Here is a 16436-nt window from a genome sequence, read left to right on the forward strand (position 1 = left end):
GAAATAGTTCAGTATTCTGTTTATTCACCCAGTGATGTATTGTCGGGTAGGTGGAGACGCTCACGCACGGGCAGGTCCTGGCTCGCTTCGGTCACGCCCTGTCCGACCCGGTCCGCGCCCGACTCCTGCTCGCGCTGCGCGAGGGGCCCGGCTATCCATCAGACCTCGCCGACCTGCTGGGCACGAGCCGGCAGAACCTGTCCAACCACCTGGCGTGCCTGCGCGGCTGCGGCCTCGTCGTCGCCGTGCCCGAGGGCCGCCGTAGCCGCTACGAACTGGCTGACGCCCGACTCGCGCACGCCCTCGGAGACCTCCTCGGCCTGGTCCTGGCCGTCGACCCGGCCGCCTGCCCGGTCGCCGATTCCGAGGGGTGCTGCTGATGAACGCGCCACTTCCGCTGATGTCAGTTGGCCCGGCACCGGCGCGACGCTCGATCCTGATCCGGCGGGTGCGCCTGTTCGTCGCCGCGACGATCACCTACAACGTCATCGAGGCGGTCATCGCCATCAGCGCCGGGAGGATGGCCTCCTCGACCGCGCTGATCGGGTTCGGGCTCGACTCGGTCATCGAGGTGGCCTCGGCCGCGGCGGTCGCCTGGCAGTTCTCCGGCCCTGACCACGAACGCCGCGAGCGCGCCGCGCTGCGTGTCATCGCGCTGTCGTTCTTCGCCCTCGCCGCGTACGTGTCCGTCGAGTCGGTGCGCGCGCTCGTCGGCGCGGACCGCGCGGAGCACTCCACGATCGGTCTGGTCCTGGCCGCGGTGTCCCTGGCGGTGATGCCGGTCCTGTCGGCCGCGCAACGCCGTGCGGGACGCGAACTCGGATCAGCCTCGGCCGTCGCGGACTCCAAGCAGACCCTGCTGTGCACGTACCTCTCGGCGGTGTTGTTGGTCGGGCTCGCGGTCAACTCGCTGTTCGGCTGGTGGTGGGCCGACCCCGCCGCCGCGTTGATCATCGCCGCGGTCGCAGTCAAGGAAGGCCGCGAAGCCTGGCGCGGCGACAGCTGCTGCGCCCCCGGCGCCGCCTTGCGCTCCCCCGCCGCAGACGGCGACGCCAGCGGGTGCGACGACGGGTGCTGCACCACCGACAACCGCTGAGAGGGACCCTGCGGACGTGTTCGGTTGCTTCGGCCAGCACCGCCGGTCCTGAAGCAGCGGACGGGCTAGGCGAGGGTGATCCAGTACTCCCAAAAGCGGTGGAGGATCGCGAGCAGGATGATCGCGTACCAGCCGGTGAGGATGAGGCTGTGGTAGGTGGCAGCCACGGCGGCGGCCCGCCGCACGGACCCGGGAAGCGCACCACTGTGTTGGCGCAGGGTGCGCAGCGTGACGTACACGAAGATCGGAATGGTGACGGCCCAGACGAGCATGCAGTACGGGCACAGCGCGCCGATGACGTAGAGGCTCTGATAGATCAACCAGTGCACGAAGACCACGCCGAGGGTCACACCGGCTTGTAGTCCCAGCCACAACCAGTCAGGTAGTCGCGCACCGGCCAGCAGGACGACGCCGATCGTGGTGACCACGGCGAACCCCGCGATGCCGATCAGGGGGTTGGGGATCCCGAACGCCTCGGCCTGGGGTGTGGTCATGACCGAGCCGCAGGACAGGACGGGGTTGATGCTGCAGCTCGGCACGTAGCCGGCATCGGCGAGCAGGTTGATCTTCTCGACAATGAGGATTACGGCGGCGAGCAACCCGACAACGCCACCGACGGCGCAGATCCAGGCGGCGGCCCGGGACAGGAAACCCTGCTCGAGTGAGGCCCGCTCGGTGTGCTCGACGGTGGCGGCGCTCATTTAGCCAGCACAGCGTCGATGGCGGCGACAAGGTCGTCCTGGCCGCGCAGGTCGGTCAGGTGCCGGCCGTTGAGGAAGAACGTCGGGGTGCCCTGCACGCCGGCGGCTGCGCCGTCGGTCTTGTCCTTGGCGACCCGGGCGGCAGTGGCGGGATCATCGAGATCACGTTGGAAGCGCGACATGTCCAGGCCGAGGGTGCGGGCGTAGCCGAGGAACACCTCCGTCTGCGCCTGCTCTTTGTGACTCCAACTGGTTTGGTTCTCGAACAGCTGGATGTACATGTCGGAGAAACGGCCCTGGTTAGCTGCGGCCTGAGCCGTCCGGGCGGCCAGATCGGCGTTCGGGTGGCTGGGGATCGGGAAGTACCTGACCACGAAGGTGATGCGGTCCTGGTAGGTCGCCAGAACCTGCTTGACCGCCGGGTACGCGGCGGCGCAGGACTCGCACTCGAAGTCGAGGAACTCCACCAGAGTCACCTTGCCGTCCACTGCGGTGGACAGCCGGTGGCTGTCCTCGCGCACCAGCACCGTCGATTCGATCGCGCCAGTGTCGGTGATCGCCGCAGGCGGCTGGGCGGGACGGTTGACGGCCAGCAGACCGCCGAGCACGAGCACCACCACCGCGATCAACGCCAAGGTCAAGCGAGTGTTCCTCGTCATTTTCCCGTCCTCGTCCGCCGCGTGCACAACGTGATCAGCCCGCCCGCACACAAGCGGCGGAGTTCGATCCGGACGATACAGAGACGGCTGTACCGACTTCCTGTCAGATTCCTGAGACTGGGCGCGTCACCACTCCGCGGACCGACCCGATACTACGGCGGGTAGTAGCGGCGTGAGACGATTGGTCTGGTCGCACCGAGCAGGACCTGAGGGAGGGCGGCATGCCAATGTTGGACGACCCGGCCATCACGGCGAGCACGACCGCCGGAGCACGCTGACGTGGGCGAACAATTCGCGTCCATCGCCGCGTCCGGGCCACTGTTGGCCGCGATGGCGGTCGCGGCAGTGGCGGGACTGGTGAGTTTCCTGTCGCCGTGCGTCCTGCCGCTGGTGCCGGGTTACCTGTCCTACGTCACCGGCCTGGCCGGCACCGATTTGGACGCCGCCGCGCAGCCCGCCCCGCACCCGGGCACCGGCGCGGTTGCCCTAGCGGCCCGGCGGCGCGCGCGTGGTCGGGTCGTGGCCGGCACGCTCGGGTTCATCGCCGGGTTCGCCGTCGTGTTCGTCACCGTCGCCGTGGCGTTCAACGCCGCCGGCCGGGCCCTGGTGACCAACGCCCGCACCATCGAGATCGCCGCGGGCGCGCTCACCGTGCTGCTCGGCGCCGGGTACCTCGGGGCGTTCCCGTTGCTGCAACGGCAGGTCCGCGCCACCCGGCTGCCTTCGGCCGGGCTGGCGAGCGCACCTGTGCTCGGCGCGACGTTCGGCTTGTCTTGGACGCCGTGTGTGTCCCCCACTCTCGGTGCGGTGCTCGGCCTGGCCGCGGTGGAGTCCACCACGACCCGGGCCACCGTTCTCGCGCTGGCCTACTGCACCGGTCTGGGCCTGCCGTTCCTGCTTGTCGGCCTCGGTCTACGCCGCGCGTTGACCCTCACCGGTTTCGTGCGCCGCCACCACCGGTGGGTCACCCGCGTCGGCGGGGCGCTGCTCGTCGCCATCGGGCTGGCGCTGCTCACCGGAGCGTGGGGCGGACTGATGATCTGGCTGCGGAGCACGGTCGGGCCAGGGCAGATCGGCATCTGACCCGGCGCCCGTTCCGACGTGCCGCCGGAGGGCCCGCGCTGTCGGCGTCGACCTGCGCCGACCAGCGCGGCGGGGGCCATGTTGGTCGGCCCCCGGTGTAGGTCCGGCCTCATCGCCGCTGGTGTCGTTGGTCTGACCCGGCAACGACCGCTGCCGCCAGCCCGACCGGGCGGCACAGGCGTGCACTGTTCGCGTGGGCTCGCGTCGCAGCGGCGCGGTCGTCCGCGGCATCGGATGATGCGGTCAGGACGTGACGTATTAGTTGCCTGCGCTCCCGAGGCGGAGACGCCAGGTCGAGCCGTAGCGGCGGCCGGTGCGACGACGCGTCCGCGCGGCACGTCAGTCGGTGGACGCATCGGTGGGGGCGCTCGCGTGTAGCCGGTTGCGCAGTGTCTCCAGGGCGGCGATCTCGGCCTGTTGGCCGGCACGCATCCGCGTCGCCAGGTCGCGCACCTCCGCACGGGGGCCGGCGGACAGGATCGCGTCGACCATGGCGATCCCGCCCCGGTGGTGGCGGGCCATCAGATCGGCGAACCTGATGTCCAGGTTCGCGCCGGTGCTTTCGCGCAGTTGGCTGATTTCGGTTTTGCTGGCCAGGCCCGGCATCGTGCCCGCCGAGGGGGTCGGCTCCCCGGCGCCATGGTCCATGCCGGTCATGTCGCGCATCCAGGTCATGGCCGGTTGGCTGCCGGTCGGTGGCAGATCCCACTGGGTCAGCCAGGTCCGCATAATGCCGATCTGGGCCTGCTGGGTCAGGGCGATGTCCATGGCGAGGGTGGCGACTTCGGGATCGTCAGTGCGGGCGTGCACGATCATCGCCATCTCGACCGCCTGGGCGTGGTGGGTTGCCATGTCTCGGGCGAACCCGGCGTCGGCGGACGTATCGCCTGGTGTTCTTACGGCGGGGGCGAGCAGCCCCACCGTGAGGCCCAGGGCGAACACGACAAGGGCCGCGCCGGCGAGCGGCCACCACCTGCGTGGTGGCTCCGGCTGCGGTGGCGAGGGCGTCTCGGGACTGGTCATCGCTGCTCCTGCTGGCCCTGCTGGGGCAGTTCGCGGGGCGTCGTGCCGGTGGCGGTGATCCCACCGGAGCAGGTCGCGCCCTGCTCGGGTCCGGCGTTGAGTCGGGCGGAGCGGATGAACTCGTCGATCTGCTCGTCGTCGGCGGAGGTGACGGTGAGGCGGTAGCCCCACGCCTGCAGCGAGATCGGCGCGTCGAGCGCGTCGTGGGGGCTGAGCATCATGTAGTCGACGCCGCGGACCCGCTCGGCTAGGCGCTGCACCTGCTCGGCGGGAAGGTCGGGCCGGTAGGTGATCCACACCGCGCCGTGTTCCATGCTGTGGGTGGCGTGCTCGGCGGCGATTGCCGCGTCGTAGATGTCGCCGGTGCAGTTCTGCCAGGCGGTGTTGTGGCTGCCGCCGACCGAGGGAGTCACCTCGTAGGTCAGCGGGCCGCTCTTGTGTTCGCTGGTCAGCCATGCCGGCTTCTTCGACGCGTAGTCCGTCACGCCGGACAGGGCAGTCAGGCGGTCCGCCCACGGCCGGGTGCCCAGCCAGGTGCTGACCGCGGCGTAGCCGATGATGGACACGACCAGGACACTCACCGCCGTCACGACGGCGATCGCCCCCCAGGGCCGGCCGGGGCGAACCGGGAGGACCTTGGCGGGCCGGGTGCGGGCTGAGGACTTCGAGCGTTTCATCGCGATGTCTCTCCAATGGCGTAGTGAGTAGAAGGGGCGGTAGCCGGGGTGTGGGAGGTCCTCGGGTTGGCGGCGTGACGGCCGGACCCGCTGGCAGGAAGCCAGGCTCGGCGGACCGCACGACAACGGCTGTCGGGATACGGCTGGGTGCTAAGGGGTGGCCCGGCACGAGCGACCCGTCCCGGAGACGACGCTGCTTCGGTCGTGGGACCCGGTCGCGGGCTTGGGCCAGGTTGCGGGTGTGCGACGACCATGACGCAACGACGCGGGTCCAGACGCGCAGATCCGTGCACGGCGCGCGGCTTCCCGTCGCCGGGCATCGGTGGGACGGGCTCAGCCGTCTGATCGCCGGCGTGTCGCCAGTGTCGAGCGGCCTACGTTCGCCACAGGGCGAGCTGCGCCAGCCGGGGACACAGGTGGCTGCCCGCCTGGGTGGTACCGACCCGGGGCACGGAGGTCGGGGTGAGGCGGAAGGCCACCGGCGCGACCGACGGCATGACAGTGACCGTCACCGGCACGGTGCTCGACGACAGAGCCGGGCACACCTGGTCGGCATGACCACGACGCTCCCCGGGACAGTCACGGCCGTCGTGCACGGCACTCGCCCCGCCGGCCGTGACAGACGGCGCATGGCCCGAGGTATCGGTGATGTTAGTGCTGGGATGGGCGAGGACAAGTCCGACGAGGACAACCACCAGCAGGCAGAGCCGCCGGCTGAGCCGGACGGCTCGCCGCGTCGTTGCTGACTCGCACCGTGTCATCGTGGGAGATCCTAGCCGCCGTATCCGAGGTCGCTGCGGGCGTTGCGGTCGATGCCAGTCCCAGCGGTCCGCGAGGGTGCACCTGTCACAGCTGGCGGCGGCGCTGCCGCAAATAAAACGCGCCGCCCACGGCGGCGAGGACTGCCAGCAAAACCCCCGCACCTATCCAGAGCCCACCATTGCCCGCGGCCGGCTCGTCGGCGGCCGAGGGGAACGCGGTGACGGCGGCGTCGGTGGCAGGGGCGTCGGTGGCGGCGCTACTAGGCGCCGCGCTCGGGGGGGGCAGGGGCCGTGGTGGGCGCCGCGCCGGCCGGTGGCGCCGCGGCGGCGAGCTTGACGGTCGGTGCGGGGTTGGCGGGTTCGGGATTCCCGGCGCTGGGGACCTCGATCCACCTGTCGACGCGGCCGTCGCTGTAGGTTTGCAGGATCTTCAACGACACCTGCGGCGCGTTCGGCAATTGCCGTACCCGCACCTGATGCTCGGCGTCCTTACCGACGGGCACGGCCGTGCCACCGACGGCGTAGCTGTCGGCCGCCGTGCTGCTCAGCTTCCACCCCTTGGGGGCTTTCAGCAGGGTGACGTCCTGGGCGGTGATCCCGTCGGGCAGGAACACCTGCACCGAGGTGACGCCAGCGCTGTCGGATTCAGCCTCGGCGTTGACCGTCACGACGGCGTTGCTCGCACCGGCCCGGGCCGGACTGACCGTGACGCCGGTGTGCGCCGATGCCGGAGTGCCGATGACCACCGCGGACGCGGCGCCGGCGAGCATCGTGACTGCGAGAGCGTAGTACCGACGCCTCATGACTGTCCTCGTCCTTCAGTTGCTCGGGCTGATCTTCGATAGTCCCGGGGTGCTGTTTTCTGGTAGTCGCTTGCGCGCGTCCGCCAGTTCCCGCCGCGACCCAGCCTGGAGCACGGCGGCGACCGTCTCCCCAGTTTCATGTGGTTATCCGCGGACCTGGCGGTCACGTTCGGCGAGGTCGGCCAGCATCCGGTTGTAGGCGGCCAGTTCGCTGTCCTGGCGCCCGTTGGCCTCGGCGCGGTCGGCGGCACGGTCACGGCGGCGCGCTTCCCGTTCGTCGGCGCGGATCCACTGCCGCATCAGCGCGCCGAGAACGAGGACCGTGGGTAGTTCGCCGAAGGACCAGGCGATCCCCCCGGCCGTGCGCTGGTCCGCCAAGGGGGTGGGACCCCACGGCCGGGCCAGCGCCGTCCACCAGTCTGCGGCCAGCAGGGTGGTGGACTGCATGAGCGCGACGCCGAGGAACGCGTGCAGCACCCTGCTGATCAGCACCAGGATCAGTTTCAGCGGGTGCGGGACGCGGCGCGGGGTGGGGTCGATGCCGATGACCACCCAGAAGAACAGGTAGCCAACAACGAGGAAGTGTCCGACCATGGCCAGGTGCGCGGCGTGCGAACGAACCGCCAGCTCGTACAGGCCGGTGAAATACAGCACGTACAGGCTGACGACATAGAGGGCCAACGCCGCCACCGGGTGAGTCACCGCCCGGGAGATCCGAGAGTGCAGCGCGCTGTGCAGCCACTCGCGGGGGCCCGGCCAGCGCGGGTCAGTCGACGGGGACAGGGCGCGCAGCGCGAGGGTGACGGGGCCTGCGAGCACGAGCAGGATCGGCGCGACCATCATCAGCAGCAGATGCTGGGCCATATGGATCGAGAACAGCACCGGTCCGTAGCGGGCCAGACCACTGGAGGTTGCCACGACGATCACCGCGCAGCCGGCCAGCCAGGTCACGGTCCGGGCCACCGGCCAGGTGTCACCGCGGCGGCGCAGCCGCCACACCCCGGCCACATACAGGCCGGCCGCGACCGCGACGGCGGCGATGATCAGCGGCTCGGGTAGCCACGCCGTGGCCAGCGCGCCGATGCTCAACGGCGGTGGCATCGGAAAGCCCAGGAGGCTGGTGACCGGGTCCTCCTCGCCGCCGCCGACCGGTGCGGGGGTCCGCGACAGGGCGACGGCGGTACCGACGGCCGCGGCGAACAGCAGCGACTCGACGAGGGCGACCCGCAGGAACGGTAGCCGTCTCCCGGCGTTGAGTGCGGGTATCGCCCGGCGGCGGTGCACCAGCCCCGCCACCGCGATAGCGGTCAGCGCGGCAGTCTTGACCAGCAGAAGCTGCCCGTAACGGGTGTCGACGAGGTCTGTTGGCCCGGTCAGGCGCACCGAGGCGGACAGCAGCCCGGAGGCGCCGACGGCGACCAGGCAGGCCAGCGCGAGGGGTGAGAAGCGGCGGACCGCGACGGCGAGGTCGGCGGTAGTGCCCCGGGCGGTGACGGCCAGGGCGAACAGTCCACCAGCCCACACGATCACCGGCAGGACGTGCAGGAGCAGCCCGGATACCGCCAGCTGGTGGTTGCTCGCCGCGGCGGCGTGGCCGGTGAACACCGGAGGAATGACCGCCGCGAGGGCCAGCGGCAGCGCCACCACCGCGCCACGTGGCCGTAGACTCCGAGCCGCGATGATCATCACGGTGAGGGACAGCGTACCGCTGAGCGCCAGTGCCTTACCCAGCGGCACGGTGGTCGCGAAGTTGAGCACGGCGCGGACCGAGAGGACCTGGGAGGCGGGCAGGCCGAACAGGTCAACCAGGGTGTAGCAGAGCGCCACCGCGGCGGCGATCGACCACAGCGCGGCGCTGATCGCCGCGGCGCGCGGCCGCCGGTAGCCCAGCGCGGACAGGCTCCCGCCGTTCTCCTTGGGGGACAGCAGCGCGACGGCGAGCAGCAGCCCGACCGTGGTGACCGCGCCGACCTGCATCCCGAGGCGCGCGGTGGCCAGCAACCAGGCGGTGGCGGGGCCGGGGTCGGGCAGTCCGGGCGCGGTCTGCGGGACCGCGCCGCCACCCCAGCGCAACAGCGCCGCGCCGACACCGGCCGCGACCAGCACTCCCCCAACCGATACCAGGACCGGCCGGCGCAGGACACCTGCGCGGTTCATCGCCGTCCTGCCCTCAGCCGCCACACCAGCAGCCCCAGCCCTACCGCGAACGCGGCCAGCAGCACCACAACGGACCCGATACCCAGGCCGCCGTCATCGTCGCTGACAGCACCAGCGGCGGGCGACGGCGGGGCAAAGTCCGGTGTCGGGGTCGGGGTGGGGGCCTGCGACCCGGAGGAGGCGGCGACGGACGGGGTGGGGACAGACGGTGTGGTGACGGTGAAGGTGTACGAGCCTTGTACCGGGTGCCCGTCGACGGAGACCACCCGGTACGCGACCGTGTACGTGCCCGCGGCCAGGCCCGGGGTCAGTGGCTGGGTGGCGCGAACCCCGGACACTGTTGGCTTCCCGGTGGACACCGGCTGCTTGTCGGCGCTGGTGACCGCGATCGTGGTGAACCGCGGGTCGAGGCGCTCGGCGAAGGTCAGCTCCACACGTGCGGGCGCCGACGCGACCGATGCGTCCCGCGTCGGGCTGGATTCCCGCAACGCGTTGTGCGCCCACGCCGGCGCAGCAGGCACCAGCAGGACTGCGATCGTGGCACACAGCGCCGCTGTGAAGCGGCCGAGAGCTCCGAAGGGTTGTGGGCGGTTCAACGGGACTCCCTGGATTGCCGACAGTTCGTCAGGTAGTCGTCGCCACCTGCCGGATAGTTCCTCATGAAATGTCACCATTCCCTGCCGTCGCAGACGCCGTCGGCGTCGGCTGGCTCGGCCTGCACGGTGGCGTGTTCGACAAAGAAGCTCCGGCGCCCATCACCCCATCCCTTTCCTGGGTCCTGTCCGCACGCCAGCATGTGCTGACATCGCAATACGTCCGAGCGGGCTTTGTTCGTGGCCGCTCTCCTCCCGGTCGAGCCGCTCGGGAGCGGTAATCCGACCGACCTGACCGGCATTGCTCGGGCCGGGTCGCGGCACCGGGCCGGATCAGTTGAGCGCTGGTGGCAATTCGCCCGCCGCAGCCGGGTCGGAGCCGGCATGCTGGGCGCGGCCGGCTGCGTGGAGTTCGCGCAGACGTCGCACCGCTGCCACCGCCGCGTCGCCGTCGATGAGCTGCACCGCGAACAGGGGCAGTGGTTCGCCGTCAGCCAGCTCCAGTGACGCCCACAGTGCCGTGCGGTCGAAGCGCACCCGGTCCACCAAAGCCCACGCGACGGTGTGGTCACCGAGCAGGTTGCGCACCCGGACATGGTCGGTGTCCGCCTCAACCCGCAGCCGCCAGGGCACCAGGGCCAGCGCGGCGAAGAACAACCCGATGCCGGCCACCGCCCACCTGTCAGCCGGGAACAGGGTCCCACCGTTGGAGGTCGTGCCGCTGAGCGTCACTCCCGCGAACGCGTTGATCCCGAGGATCACGGCGGCGGCCGCGAGGCTGATCCACCGGACCCGGCGTGGACGCAACACCACCACCTCCCCCGGTTGGGCCTCTGCCCGGCGCTGGTGTCCGCGCGGCGCTATGTCTCGCATGTGTCCTCCGAAGTCCTTGCGTTCACAGCGGTGGTGCGGGTGTGGTCACGCCTTCGCGCTGCCAACGGCTCGCGGGTCCAGGCGGCTCCTGGCCGCACCGCGCGCGCCGAGGGTTGCGGCGGCGGTGGCACGAGCCGCGGCGGCGCGGGGTCGTCGTTGTCGTGCAGGCGAAGCTGCCACCGTGGGCCCGCGTGCCGCCGGGACGCCACCGGCCCGTCGCCGTGCCACCCGCGCCACGCCAGGAGCAGGGTGATGGCGTAACCGGCGAGCAGGAACGCGTGGCTTACCAGGCGCTGCACCGCCGCCGCCGAGGTGAGCAGGTCGTTGACCGACAGCAGGCCGAGCATGGCGACGAAAACCGGCAGCAGGGGCACCAGGTCCGCCGCCGCGGACCGCCGCACCGCGACGACGACGAACCCGGCGCCGACAGCGATGTTCCAGGCTGCGGACTCGTGCCACAGATGTTGCCCGCCGGGCAGGTGCCCGACGGCGGCGCCGCGCCCGACCTGCGCGAGCCCGAGCACCACCTGCACCGCCCCGAGCGTTCCCAGCGCGGCGCGCGGCACCGCCACCATTCGTCGTCGCGCCGGGCCGTCCTCGCGGCGCCGTGGTGCCGCAGGCGCGGACCCCAGGATCACATCGGTCAGCTCGGCAGGTGACGCCACCAGTCGGGTTCGGACCAGCCGGGTGATCTCGGCCGCGCGGTCGTGCCAGCGCCGGCAGTTCGGGCACGCGACGAGGTGCCTGCGCAGAGCGGCCCCCTGCGCGCCTGTCTCCTCGCCGTCCAACTGCGCCGACAGGATCTCGCGCCACCGCTCACACCCCATGAACGGGTGGTCGCCTCCCGGCCCGAGCCGGTTCCGCGGCTCCTGCACGTCGATCCGATGCCCGCTGCCGGTTGCGTCAACCCGAACGACGCCCCGACTCGTGTCGGGCACACCGGCAGCGTCGCCGCCGTCGCGTCGGCGAACTGTCCGCCACGACCGGCCGGTCGCCGGCGTCGGGGTCAGCGGCCGTCGAAGCCGGGATAATCCGACAGGCGCCGGCGCGGGTCGGCGTTGAGCCACCGCAGTCTGTGCATGTACGCGGCGGCGTCCGGGTCGCTCTCGTCCTGGCCGGCCACCTCGACGGTCGGTATCAGCAGCGGCAGCGGACCCGCGTCGGTGTCGCTTCGGCGAAACGACCAGGACTGCCCAACGCGCACCGTGGGCGCCGTGGTGGGCGGCCCAGACGTGCGGGCGACGCGGCTCAGGCGCTCTCGCACCACCCGGGTCCAGAAAAACACACCGAACGCGGCGAACAGTGGCCACTGCAACGCGTACCCGAGACTTCGCCCGTCGCCTCGTAGCGCATGTTCCCACTGCCACCAGCCCAGACGCAGGCACACCGCAGCGATCACACCGATGACCAGGTGCCCGAGCAGCCACCGCGGTCTGAGCCAAGCCGACATGTCGCCACAATAGCCGCCCAAACCGGCCGGCCGGCGACCCGCCCCGACCGGTGATGGCATACCGTGGCGGCGTGAAGGTGTTCCCCGTTGCCCTGGACTCGGGCGAGACCGTCAGCCTGCGCCTGGACGCCGCGACAGTGTTCATCACCCCCAGCGCGTCGCGGTGGCGGCGTCTGCTGCGCTTCTCTGCCGGGTCGGTGTTGGTCGGGCTGGGCCTTGCGGCGGTCGCCAACGGCGTCACCCACGCCGTCAACGAACCAGTTGGCCTTGGGCTGCTGGGCGTCGCCGTGGCACTCGTCGTCGCCGGGGCTGTGGGCGCCGCGACCGCAGGGGCTGTCATCTGGCGCGCCGAGCGACTCCCGACGGACAGCCTGCGCGCCGACGAGGTGAGCTTCGCCCGCAGTGACGCCACCGACGGACGGGTCACCGTGACCGTCGAGCGCGCCGACGGCACCACCCGCCACTTCAGCGCGACCGGCACGGCCGGCCCGCGTACGGCGCAGCTGTTCGCGCGGATGCTTGCCGTGGCAGCGCCGACCGACAAAGCCCCCACCCCGACCCCGTAAAGCCCGCGTTCCCGCCGCCAACGTCGGCCGTGGCCAGCACCAGAGGCACATTCGGCGTCGCGCGTGCACAAGAATGCCTCGCAGCTCTCGCGCGGCGGTCGACCCGCACCGCGCTGCGTTTCCCCTGGTCGCATCCGTCACGCTCCCGCGTAGGAGTGCAGTCCGGAGATGACCAGGTTCACGGCGAAGAGATTGAAGACCATCGTCGCCCAGCCAGCCACCGCGATCCACGCCCCGGTTGTGGGTCGGACGCTGGCCGTGGCCTGGGCGTGCAGATAGGCGGCATACACCACCCAGGAGATGAACGCCCACGTCTCCTTCGGATCCCACCCCCAGTAGCGGCCCCACGAGGCTTCCGCCCACACCGCGCCAGCCATCACCGCGAAGGTCCACACCAGGAACCCGGCCGCGTGCAACCGGAACGACATCCGCCGCAGCGGCTGCAGGGCCGGCAGCCGCATCGCAAGGGTGTCGCGCAGATCCGTCGGTCGCCCTGCGCCCCGGGTGTCGTAGCGGGCCCGCAGCAGCAGCGCCACCGCGGCGAGGAACCCGAGCAGGAACAGGCCCGAGGCGATCGCCGCGGCGCTGACGTGCACGGCCAGCCACACCGATTGCAGCGCCGGCACCAACGGACCCGCCGGGGTGTAGACGCGCAGGCCCGCGACGCCCAGCAGGACCACCGCGCCCGCCGCCACGTACAAGCCCAGCGGCCGAACCTCGCGACGGCGGGCGGCCAGGGCCAGCCAGGCGGTCGCACCGACCAGGGTGAGCGCGACGATGAACTCGTACATGTTGCCCCATGGCACCCGCCCCGCAGCTGCCGCGCGGGTGATGAGGCAGCCGGTCTGCGCGAGCGCGGCCACGACCATGGCCGCCACCGCGCCCATCCCGGCCCGGCGATGGTTCGCCGGGCGCGTCGGGGCTGGCGCGTCGGGGGGTGACGGCGTGGAGGACGCGCCGGCAAGGACGGGGGTTGGCCGGCGTGACCGGCCTGCCCCACGCAGGGCGTGTGCGGCGGCGAACGCGATCACCGCGGCCAGGTACGCCACAACGGAAAGGACGAACAGTTGGTTCGACAGTGCAGCCATGAGCCTTCCAGACGAATCCGGGGAAGATGTCCGCCTCGCTGCCTGCGGCACGCAGTCGTGCGCCGCAGGCAGGGGCAGGCGGTAGGGGTCAGAGAGCGTCTAGGCGGGCGGGATAACCGGCGGCTGCCAGGGCCGTCGCCAGCACCGATGCCGTGACGACAGCCGGGTCGGCGTCGACAACAGCCCGGCCGGCGACAACGGACACATGGGCCCGATGGACACCCGGCAGCGCTTCCAGAATTCGCCGCACCGCGCTTTCCGCGCGGTCGCAACACAACCCGCGGACAGTGAGCATGTAGGTAACGGTCTCGTTCATGAGGTCCTCTGGCACGACGTGAGAAGCCGTACCGCCGCCGCCGGCCGAGCGCATACGCCGCGCCGGTCGCGGGCACCGGCAGAACGGCACCGAGGGGACATCGACGACGCCCACCGCCGCTGTCAGTCGAACCACCCTGCATGGGTGTATCAGCTGGCGGTGTCGCCGGTCGGAAACCTCAGGCCTGAATCACGTTCGCAGGACGCACAGCAGCGTCAAGGCAGAGCCACCCACGAACCGTCCCCTAAGCCGCCCGGTCAAGTTCCGACCTGGGGCACCTCGAGCGACCCGGCGCCACAGGGCGCCCAACACGATGACGCCGACGGCGACCATCATGATCAGGCACGCGGTGACGGCGATGTCTGCGCCGTCCATCGGCCCGTGGTGCCCGTGCACCAGGGCAGAAGCAGGCATAGCTGTAGCGTCGACGAGGGCTACGGCCGTATCGCCAGCATGAGCGAGCGACTGCGTCACGGCGGCCGCCGGAGTAGCCGCCACGGAGCGGGGTCCGTCCGATCCGCTAGCGCATTGCAGGGCGTGCAGCACGACTAACAACGCGACCATGACCACCACCGCCACGATGCGGGACCGCGCCCGCGTCGCCTCAGTTGGCCCGGCCCACCTCATGACCGCAGACTACGTCACCCCATTGCCGGCCGGAACAGCGGAGCAGGGTGCCATCGAGGTCAAGGTCCTGGGCCTCGATTCCGGGCGCCGAAACACGAACGGATCGGCGTTCCAGCCGGCTTGAGGGTCCCAGCCCGGTGAGGACCGTTAGCGAGACAGCCCCGCAGCGGTCGAACGGTGCCTGTAGGACCGTGCCCGCGGGAGGCTGGCCGGTAGCCGTCACCCCTCAGACAGAGGGCCTGCCGGTTTGATGCGACGGCAAGTGGGTGGGGTTAGCCGGTAATGGCGGCGAGGGCGGTGGCGACGGCATGTAGGTCGGCTTTGATGTAGGTAGTGGTGGCGGGTCCGCGGCGATCGGTGTGCCCGGCGTAGGCGCGGGCCACCCCGTAGCCGCAGTGGCGTTCCAACCAGGTCAGGGTGGTGTGGCGCAGCCAGTGCGTGGTGATCCCTTGGGCGGCGACCGACGGCAACTGTCGGCCGATGCGTTTCCGCATCAGGTCGTAACGCCGGTGGATGGCGGGTTGGCCTTTGCGGTAGCGCAACAGCGCCTCGGTCGGTGCGACGGCGCCGCGGGCTCGGGCATGGTCGTCCAGCCGGCCGGCGAGCATCGGTGTGATGGGTTGCCAGCGTTGCGTGCCGCCCTTCTCGCGCAGGCGGATCAACGCGTGGTCGGTGTCCAGGTCGATCAGGCGCAGCGCGAGAGCGCCGCCGCGCCGGCAGGCCGTTTCGGTGTGCAGGCGCAGCAGCAGCGCGTCGAGCACATGTCATTGCCGCCGCTGCGGGCGGCGGCGTTGATGTCGGACAGTTCGTCGGGAGTGAGAGCGCGGCGGGTGTTGGGCAGCTGGCGGGGTTTGCGGATCCGGTGGGCAGGGCTGTCCACGCCTGTCAGGTAGCCGTCGGCGATGGCGCGGTTGTAAAAGGCGCGGGCGGCGGCGATGAGATGCTCGCCGGCGTGCCGGCCGTTTCGGGAGTTCCGGCGAGGGCGGGCACCCGCGGCGGCCTGCCGCATAGGGCTTCGAAGTCGCTGGCGCGCACCGCGTCGGACGTAGTGGTTGGCGGCGGCCGGGAGCGGCTGCGGGCCGCTGGCGCGGCCGACCCTCATCACCGGAGTACGCCTCGCCGCCACCCTCGCGTTCACCACCGCGACCACCCTCGCCGGCATCTGGACCGCAGCCGAGACGATCGCCGGTCAGGTGCCCTGGGTTGTACCGACCTTCGGACCGTTCGCCACCACCGGGATCATCGTCTGGGCAGTCTGGCTGCTGGCCGGCGTCGTGCACGCCCTCGCCCCGCTGCACTGGACCCGGATGACCATCGGCCTGGCGCTGCTGCTGAGCCCCGCCGCGCTCCCGGTGGGAGCCCTAGTCGGTCTACCGCGACCGCCGCTGTTCGTGCTGGTACCCCACGCCGCGCTCGGCCTTCTGGCACTGGCCATGCCCACCGACCCGCCACGGTGGCAGCGGCTCATGCCGCTCGTCGTCGCCCCGCTGGATTGGCCGCAGCTCACGGCATGGCCGAGCGAAATACCCCCTACCGGTCAGGCGAGTGGGGCACCTTCCTGCCCAAGGCCGCCGTCGCGCTGCTGCTGACGGCCATGCTCACCGCCGCCATCCTCGCCCTACGCCACGACACCCGAGGACTCTGGGCCCTGCTGACACTACTCACCCCGATCGGGCTGCTCGGCCTGTACCCCTTAAGCGAGATCACCGCCGACTTCGTCGGCGCCAGCTACCCCGACTTCCAGGTCGCCACCGCAACCACGGGCATAGTCGACATCCTCAGCGCGGTGACGCTGACAGCGGCGGTCGCCGCCTGCCGCGGAGCACGACCAGCCAGGTCAGCCGCTGTCATCGCCCGGGCGGCGGGAGCCTGTCCCACCTGCGGACGGTGACATCGTCGGCAGTCGTACCGTGATGCCGGTGAGAGGATTGAATCGGACTGCGGCGCAGCCGAACCGCGCTCA

Annotated in this window: 21 protein-coding genes; 7 read left to right on the forward strand and 14 right to left on the reverse strand. The window is 71.2% G+C overall.

From position 1 onward, the window contains the following. Window positions 1-50 precede the first annotated feature (50 nt). Both MED01_RS33185 and MED01_RS33190 read left to right on the forward strand, forming a co-directional pair. The gene (locus MED01_RS33185) at window positions 51-380 is read left to right on the forward strand and encodes an ArsR/SmtB family transcription factor (RefSeq protein WP_238672399.1); all 330 of its coding nucleotides are present in this window, start codon (window positions 51-53) and stop codon (window positions 378-380) included. After that, window positions 380-1096 carry a cation efflux transmembrane domain-containing protein gene (locus tag MED01_RS33190; RefSeq protein WP_238672400.1) on the forward strand — a complete coding sequence of 239 codons (717 nt, stop codon included), beginning with the start codon at window positions 380-382 and terminating at the stop codon, window positions 1094-1096. Before MED01_RS33185 ends, MED01_RS33190 begins: the two co-directional genes overlap by 1 nt. Window positions 1097-1161: 65 nt before the next feature. Here the strand turns inward: MED01_RS33190 and MED01_RS33195 are convergent, their stop codons facing one another. Both MED01_RS33195 and MED01_RS33200 read right to left on the reverse strand, forming a co-directional pair. Then, entirely contained in the window at window positions 1162-1797 is a 636-nt protein-coding gene (locus tag MED01_RS33195) for a vitamin K epoxide reductase family protein (protein WP_238672401.1), read from the reverse strand. Next, window positions 1794-2456, reverse strand: a complete 663-nt coding sequence (locus MED01_RS33200; protein WP_238672402.1) for a DsbA family protein — start codon at window positions 2454-2456, stop codon at window positions 1794-1796. The genes MED01_RS33195 and MED01_RS33200 overlap by 4 nt, the downstream gene beginning before the upstream one ends. Window positions 2457-2735: 279 nt before the next feature. On the opposite strand from MED01_RS33200, the gene MED01_RS33205 reads away from it, so the two are divergent. Next, complete coding sequence (locus MED01_RS33205) at window positions 2736-3539, forward strand: cytochrome c biogenesis CcdA family protein (RefSeq protein WP_238672403.1); 804 nt, start codon at window positions 2736-2738, stop codon at window positions 3537-3539. A gap of 339 nt (window positions 3540-3878) precedes the next feature. Here the strand turns inward: MED01_RS33205 and MED01_RS33210 are convergent, their stop codons facing one another. From MED01_RS33210 to MED01_RS33245, 8 genes are all read right to left on the reverse strand, one after another. Beyond that, the gene (locus MED01_RS33210; RefSeq protein WP_238672404.1) at window positions 3879-4562 is read right to left on the reverse strand and encodes a DUF305 domain-containing protein; all 684 of its coding nucleotides are present in this window, start codon (window positions 4560-4562) and stop codon (window positions 3879-3881) included. After that, complete coding sequence (locus tag MED01_RS33215; RefSeq protein ID WP_238672405.1) at window positions 4559-5239, reverse strand: thioredoxin-like domain-containing protein; 681 nt, start codon at window positions 5237-5239, stop codon at window positions 4559-4561. The genes MED01_RS33210 and MED01_RS33215 overlap by 4 nt, the downstream gene beginning before the upstream one ends. 1021 nt (window positions 5240-6260) lie before the next feature. Further along, window positions 6261-6803, reverse strand: coding sequence for a DUF1775 domain-containing protein (locus MED01_RS33220; protein WP_238672406.1), 543 nt, complete (start codon window positions 6801-6803; stop codon window positions 6261-6263). A 144-nt stretch (window positions 6804-6947) separates the two neighbouring features. After that, entirely contained in the window at window positions 6948-8960 is a 2013-nt protein-coding gene (locus tag MED01_RS33225; RefSeq protein WP_238672407.1) for a bifunctional copper resistance protein CopD/cytochrome c oxidase assembly protein, read from the reverse strand. Further along, window positions 8957-9556 (reverse strand): copper resistance CopC family protein, encoded by a 600-nt coding sequence (locus MED01_RS33230; RefSeq protein ID WP_238672408.1) that lies wholly within the window; start codon window positions 9554-9556, stop codon window positions 8957-8959. The genes MED01_RS33225 and MED01_RS33230 overlap by 4 nt, the downstream gene beginning before the upstream one ends. Before the next feature lie 330 nt (window positions 9557-9886). After that, the gene (locus tag MED01_RS33235) at window positions 9887-10363 is read right to left on the reverse strand and encodes a PH domain-containing protein (protein WP_238672409.1); all 477 of its coding nucleotides are present in this window, start codon (window positions 10361-10363) and stop codon (window positions 9887-9889) included. 50 nt (window positions 10364-10413) lie between these two features. After that, window positions 10414-11301 carry a zf-HC2 domain-containing protein gene (locus MED01_RS33240; protein ID WP_308193589.1) on the reverse strand — a complete coding sequence of 296 codons (888 nt, stop codon included), beginning with the start codon at window positions 11299-11301 and terminating at the stop codon, window positions 10414-10416. Between the two features lie 131 nt (window positions 11302-11432). Continuing rightward, window positions 11433-11876, reverse strand: coding sequence for a hypothetical protein (locus MED01_RS33245; RefSeq protein ID WP_238672410.1), 444 nt, complete (start codon window positions 11874-11876; stop codon window positions 11433-11435). 71 nt (window positions 11877-11947) lie between these two features. On the opposite strand from MED01_RS33245, the gene MED01_RS33250 reads away from it, so the two are divergent. Next, window positions 11948-12442 (forward strand): hypothetical protein, encoded by a 495-nt coding sequence (locus MED01_RS33250; RefSeq protein WP_238672411.1) that lies wholly within the window; start codon window positions 11948-11950, stop codon window positions 12440-12442. A gap of 137 nt (window positions 12443-12579) precedes the next feature. Here MED01_RS33250 and ccsB read toward each other — a convergent pair whose 3' ends face one another. Both ccsB and MED01_RS33260 read right to left on the reverse strand, forming a co-directional pair. Further along, window positions 12580-13530 carry a c-type cytochrome biogenesis protein CcsB gene (ccsB, locus tag MED01_RS33255; RefSeq protein WP_238672412.1) on the reverse strand — a complete coding sequence of 317 codons (951 nt, stop codon included), beginning with the start codon at window positions 13528-13530 and terminating at the stop codon, window positions 12580-12582. An 88-nt stretch (window positions 13531-13618) separates the two neighbouring features. After that, a complete protein-coding gene (locus MED01_RS33260) occupies window positions 13619-13846 on the reverse strand; it encodes a heavy-metal-associated domain-containing protein (RefSeq protein WP_238672413.1) in 228 nt (75 codons plus the stop codon). Window positions 13847-14408: 562 nt separating this feature from the next. Between MED01_RS33260 and MED01_RS33265 the strand changes: the two genes are divergently transcribed. After that, complete coding sequence (locus tag MED01_RS33265; protein ID WP_238672414.1) at window positions 14409-14597, forward strand: hypothetical protein; 189 nt, start codon at window positions 14409-14411, stop codon at window positions 14595-14597. A gap of 148 nt (window positions 14598-14745) precedes the next feature. Here MED01_RS33265 and MED01_RS33270 read toward each other — a convergent pair whose 3' ends face one another. Together MED01_RS33270 and MED01_RS33275 are read right to left on the reverse strand one after the other, a co-directional pair. Further along, window positions 14746-15234 carry a site-specific integrase gene (locus tag MED01_RS33270; RefSeq protein ID WP_238672415.1) on the reverse strand — a complete coding sequence of 163 codons (489 nt, stop codon included), beginning with the start codon at window positions 15232-15234 and terminating at the stop codon, window positions 14746-14748. Further along, window positions 15159-15482 carry a hypothetical protein gene (locus tag MED01_RS33275; RefSeq protein ID WP_238672416.1) on the reverse strand — a complete coding sequence of 108 codons (324 nt, stop codon included), beginning with the start codon at window positions 15480-15482 and terminating at the stop codon, window positions 15159-15161. The genes MED01_RS33270 and MED01_RS33275 overlap by 76 nt, the downstream gene beginning before the upstream one ends. A 43-nt stretch (window positions 15483-15525) precedes the next feature. On the opposite strand from MED01_RS33275, the gene MED01_RS33280 reads away from it, so the two are divergent. Both MED01_RS33280 and MED01_RS33285 read left to right on the forward strand, forming a co-directional pair. Further along, entirely contained in the window at window positions 15526-16062 is a 537-nt protein-coding gene (locus MED01_RS33280; RefSeq protein WP_238672417.1) for a hypothetical protein, read from the forward strand. Beyond that, window positions 15984-16364 carry a hypothetical protein gene (locus MED01_RS33285; RefSeq protein WP_238672418.1) on the forward strand — a complete coding sequence of 127 codons (381 nt, stop codon included), beginning with the start codon at window positions 15984-15986 and terminating at the stop codon, window positions 16362-16364. The genes MED01_RS33280 and MED01_RS33285 overlap by 79 nt, the downstream gene beginning before the upstream one ends. Window positions 16365-16436: the final 72 nt, after the last annotated feature.

This window comes from Micromonospora alfalfae, from assembly GCF_022230925.1.
GTDB lineage: Bacteria > Actinomycetota > Actinomycetes > Mycobacteriales > Micromonosporaceae > Micromonospora > Micromonospora alfalfae.

Coding starts and splice junctions, on each gene's coding strand:
- MED01_RS33225 (WP_238672407.1), bottom strand. CDS start 8,960: ATGAACCGCGCAGGTGTCCTGCGCCGGCCGGTCCTGGTATCGGTTGGG.
- MED01_RS33190 (WP_238672400.1), top strand. CDS start 380: ATGAACGCGCCACTTCCGCTGATGTCAGTTGGCCCGGCACCGGCGCGA.
- MED01_RS33220 (WP_238672406.1), bottom strand. CDS start 6,803: ATGAGGCGTCGGTACTACGCTCTCGCAGTCACGATGCTCGCCGGCGCC.
- MED01_RS33195 (WP_238672401.1), bottom strand. CDS start 1,797: ATGAGCGCCGCCACCGTCGAGCACACCGAGCGGGCCTCACTCGAGCAG.
- MED01_RS33260 (WP_238672413.1), bottom strand. CDS start 13,846: ATGAACGAGACCGTTACCTACATGCTCACTGTCCGCGGGTTGTGTTGC.
- MED01_RS33210 (WP_238672404.1), bottom strand. CDS start 4,562: ATGACCAGTCCCGAGACGCCCTCGCCACCGCAGCCGGAGCCACCACGC.
- MED01_RS33265 (WP_238672414.1), top strand. CDS start 14,409: ATGACCACCACCGCCACGATGCGGGACCGCGCCCGCGTCGCCTCAGTT.
- MED01_RS33215 (WP_238672405.1), bottom strand. CDS start 5,239: ATGAAACGCTCGAAGTCCTCAGCCCGCACCCGGCCCGCCAAGGTCCTC.
- MED01_RS33285 (WP_238672418.1), top strand. CDS start 15,984: ATGGCCGAGCGAAATACCCCCTACCGGTCAGGCGAGTGGGGCACCTTC.
- MED01_RS33200 (WP_238672402.1), bottom strand. CDS start 2,456: ATGACGAGGAACACTCGCTTGACCTTGGCGTTGATCGCGGTGGTGGTG.
- ccsB (WP_238672412.1), bottom strand. CDS start 13,530: ATGGCTGCACTGTCGAACCAACTGTTCGTCCTTTCCGTTGTGGCGTAC.
- MED01_RS33245 (WP_238672410.1), bottom strand. CDS start 11,876: ATGTCGGCTTGGCTCAGACCGCGGTGGCTGCTCGGGCACCTGGTCATC.
- MED01_RS33275 (WP_238672416.1), bottom strand. CDS start 15,482: ATGCGGCAGGCCGCCGCGGGTGCCCGCCCTCGCCGGAACTCCCGAAAC.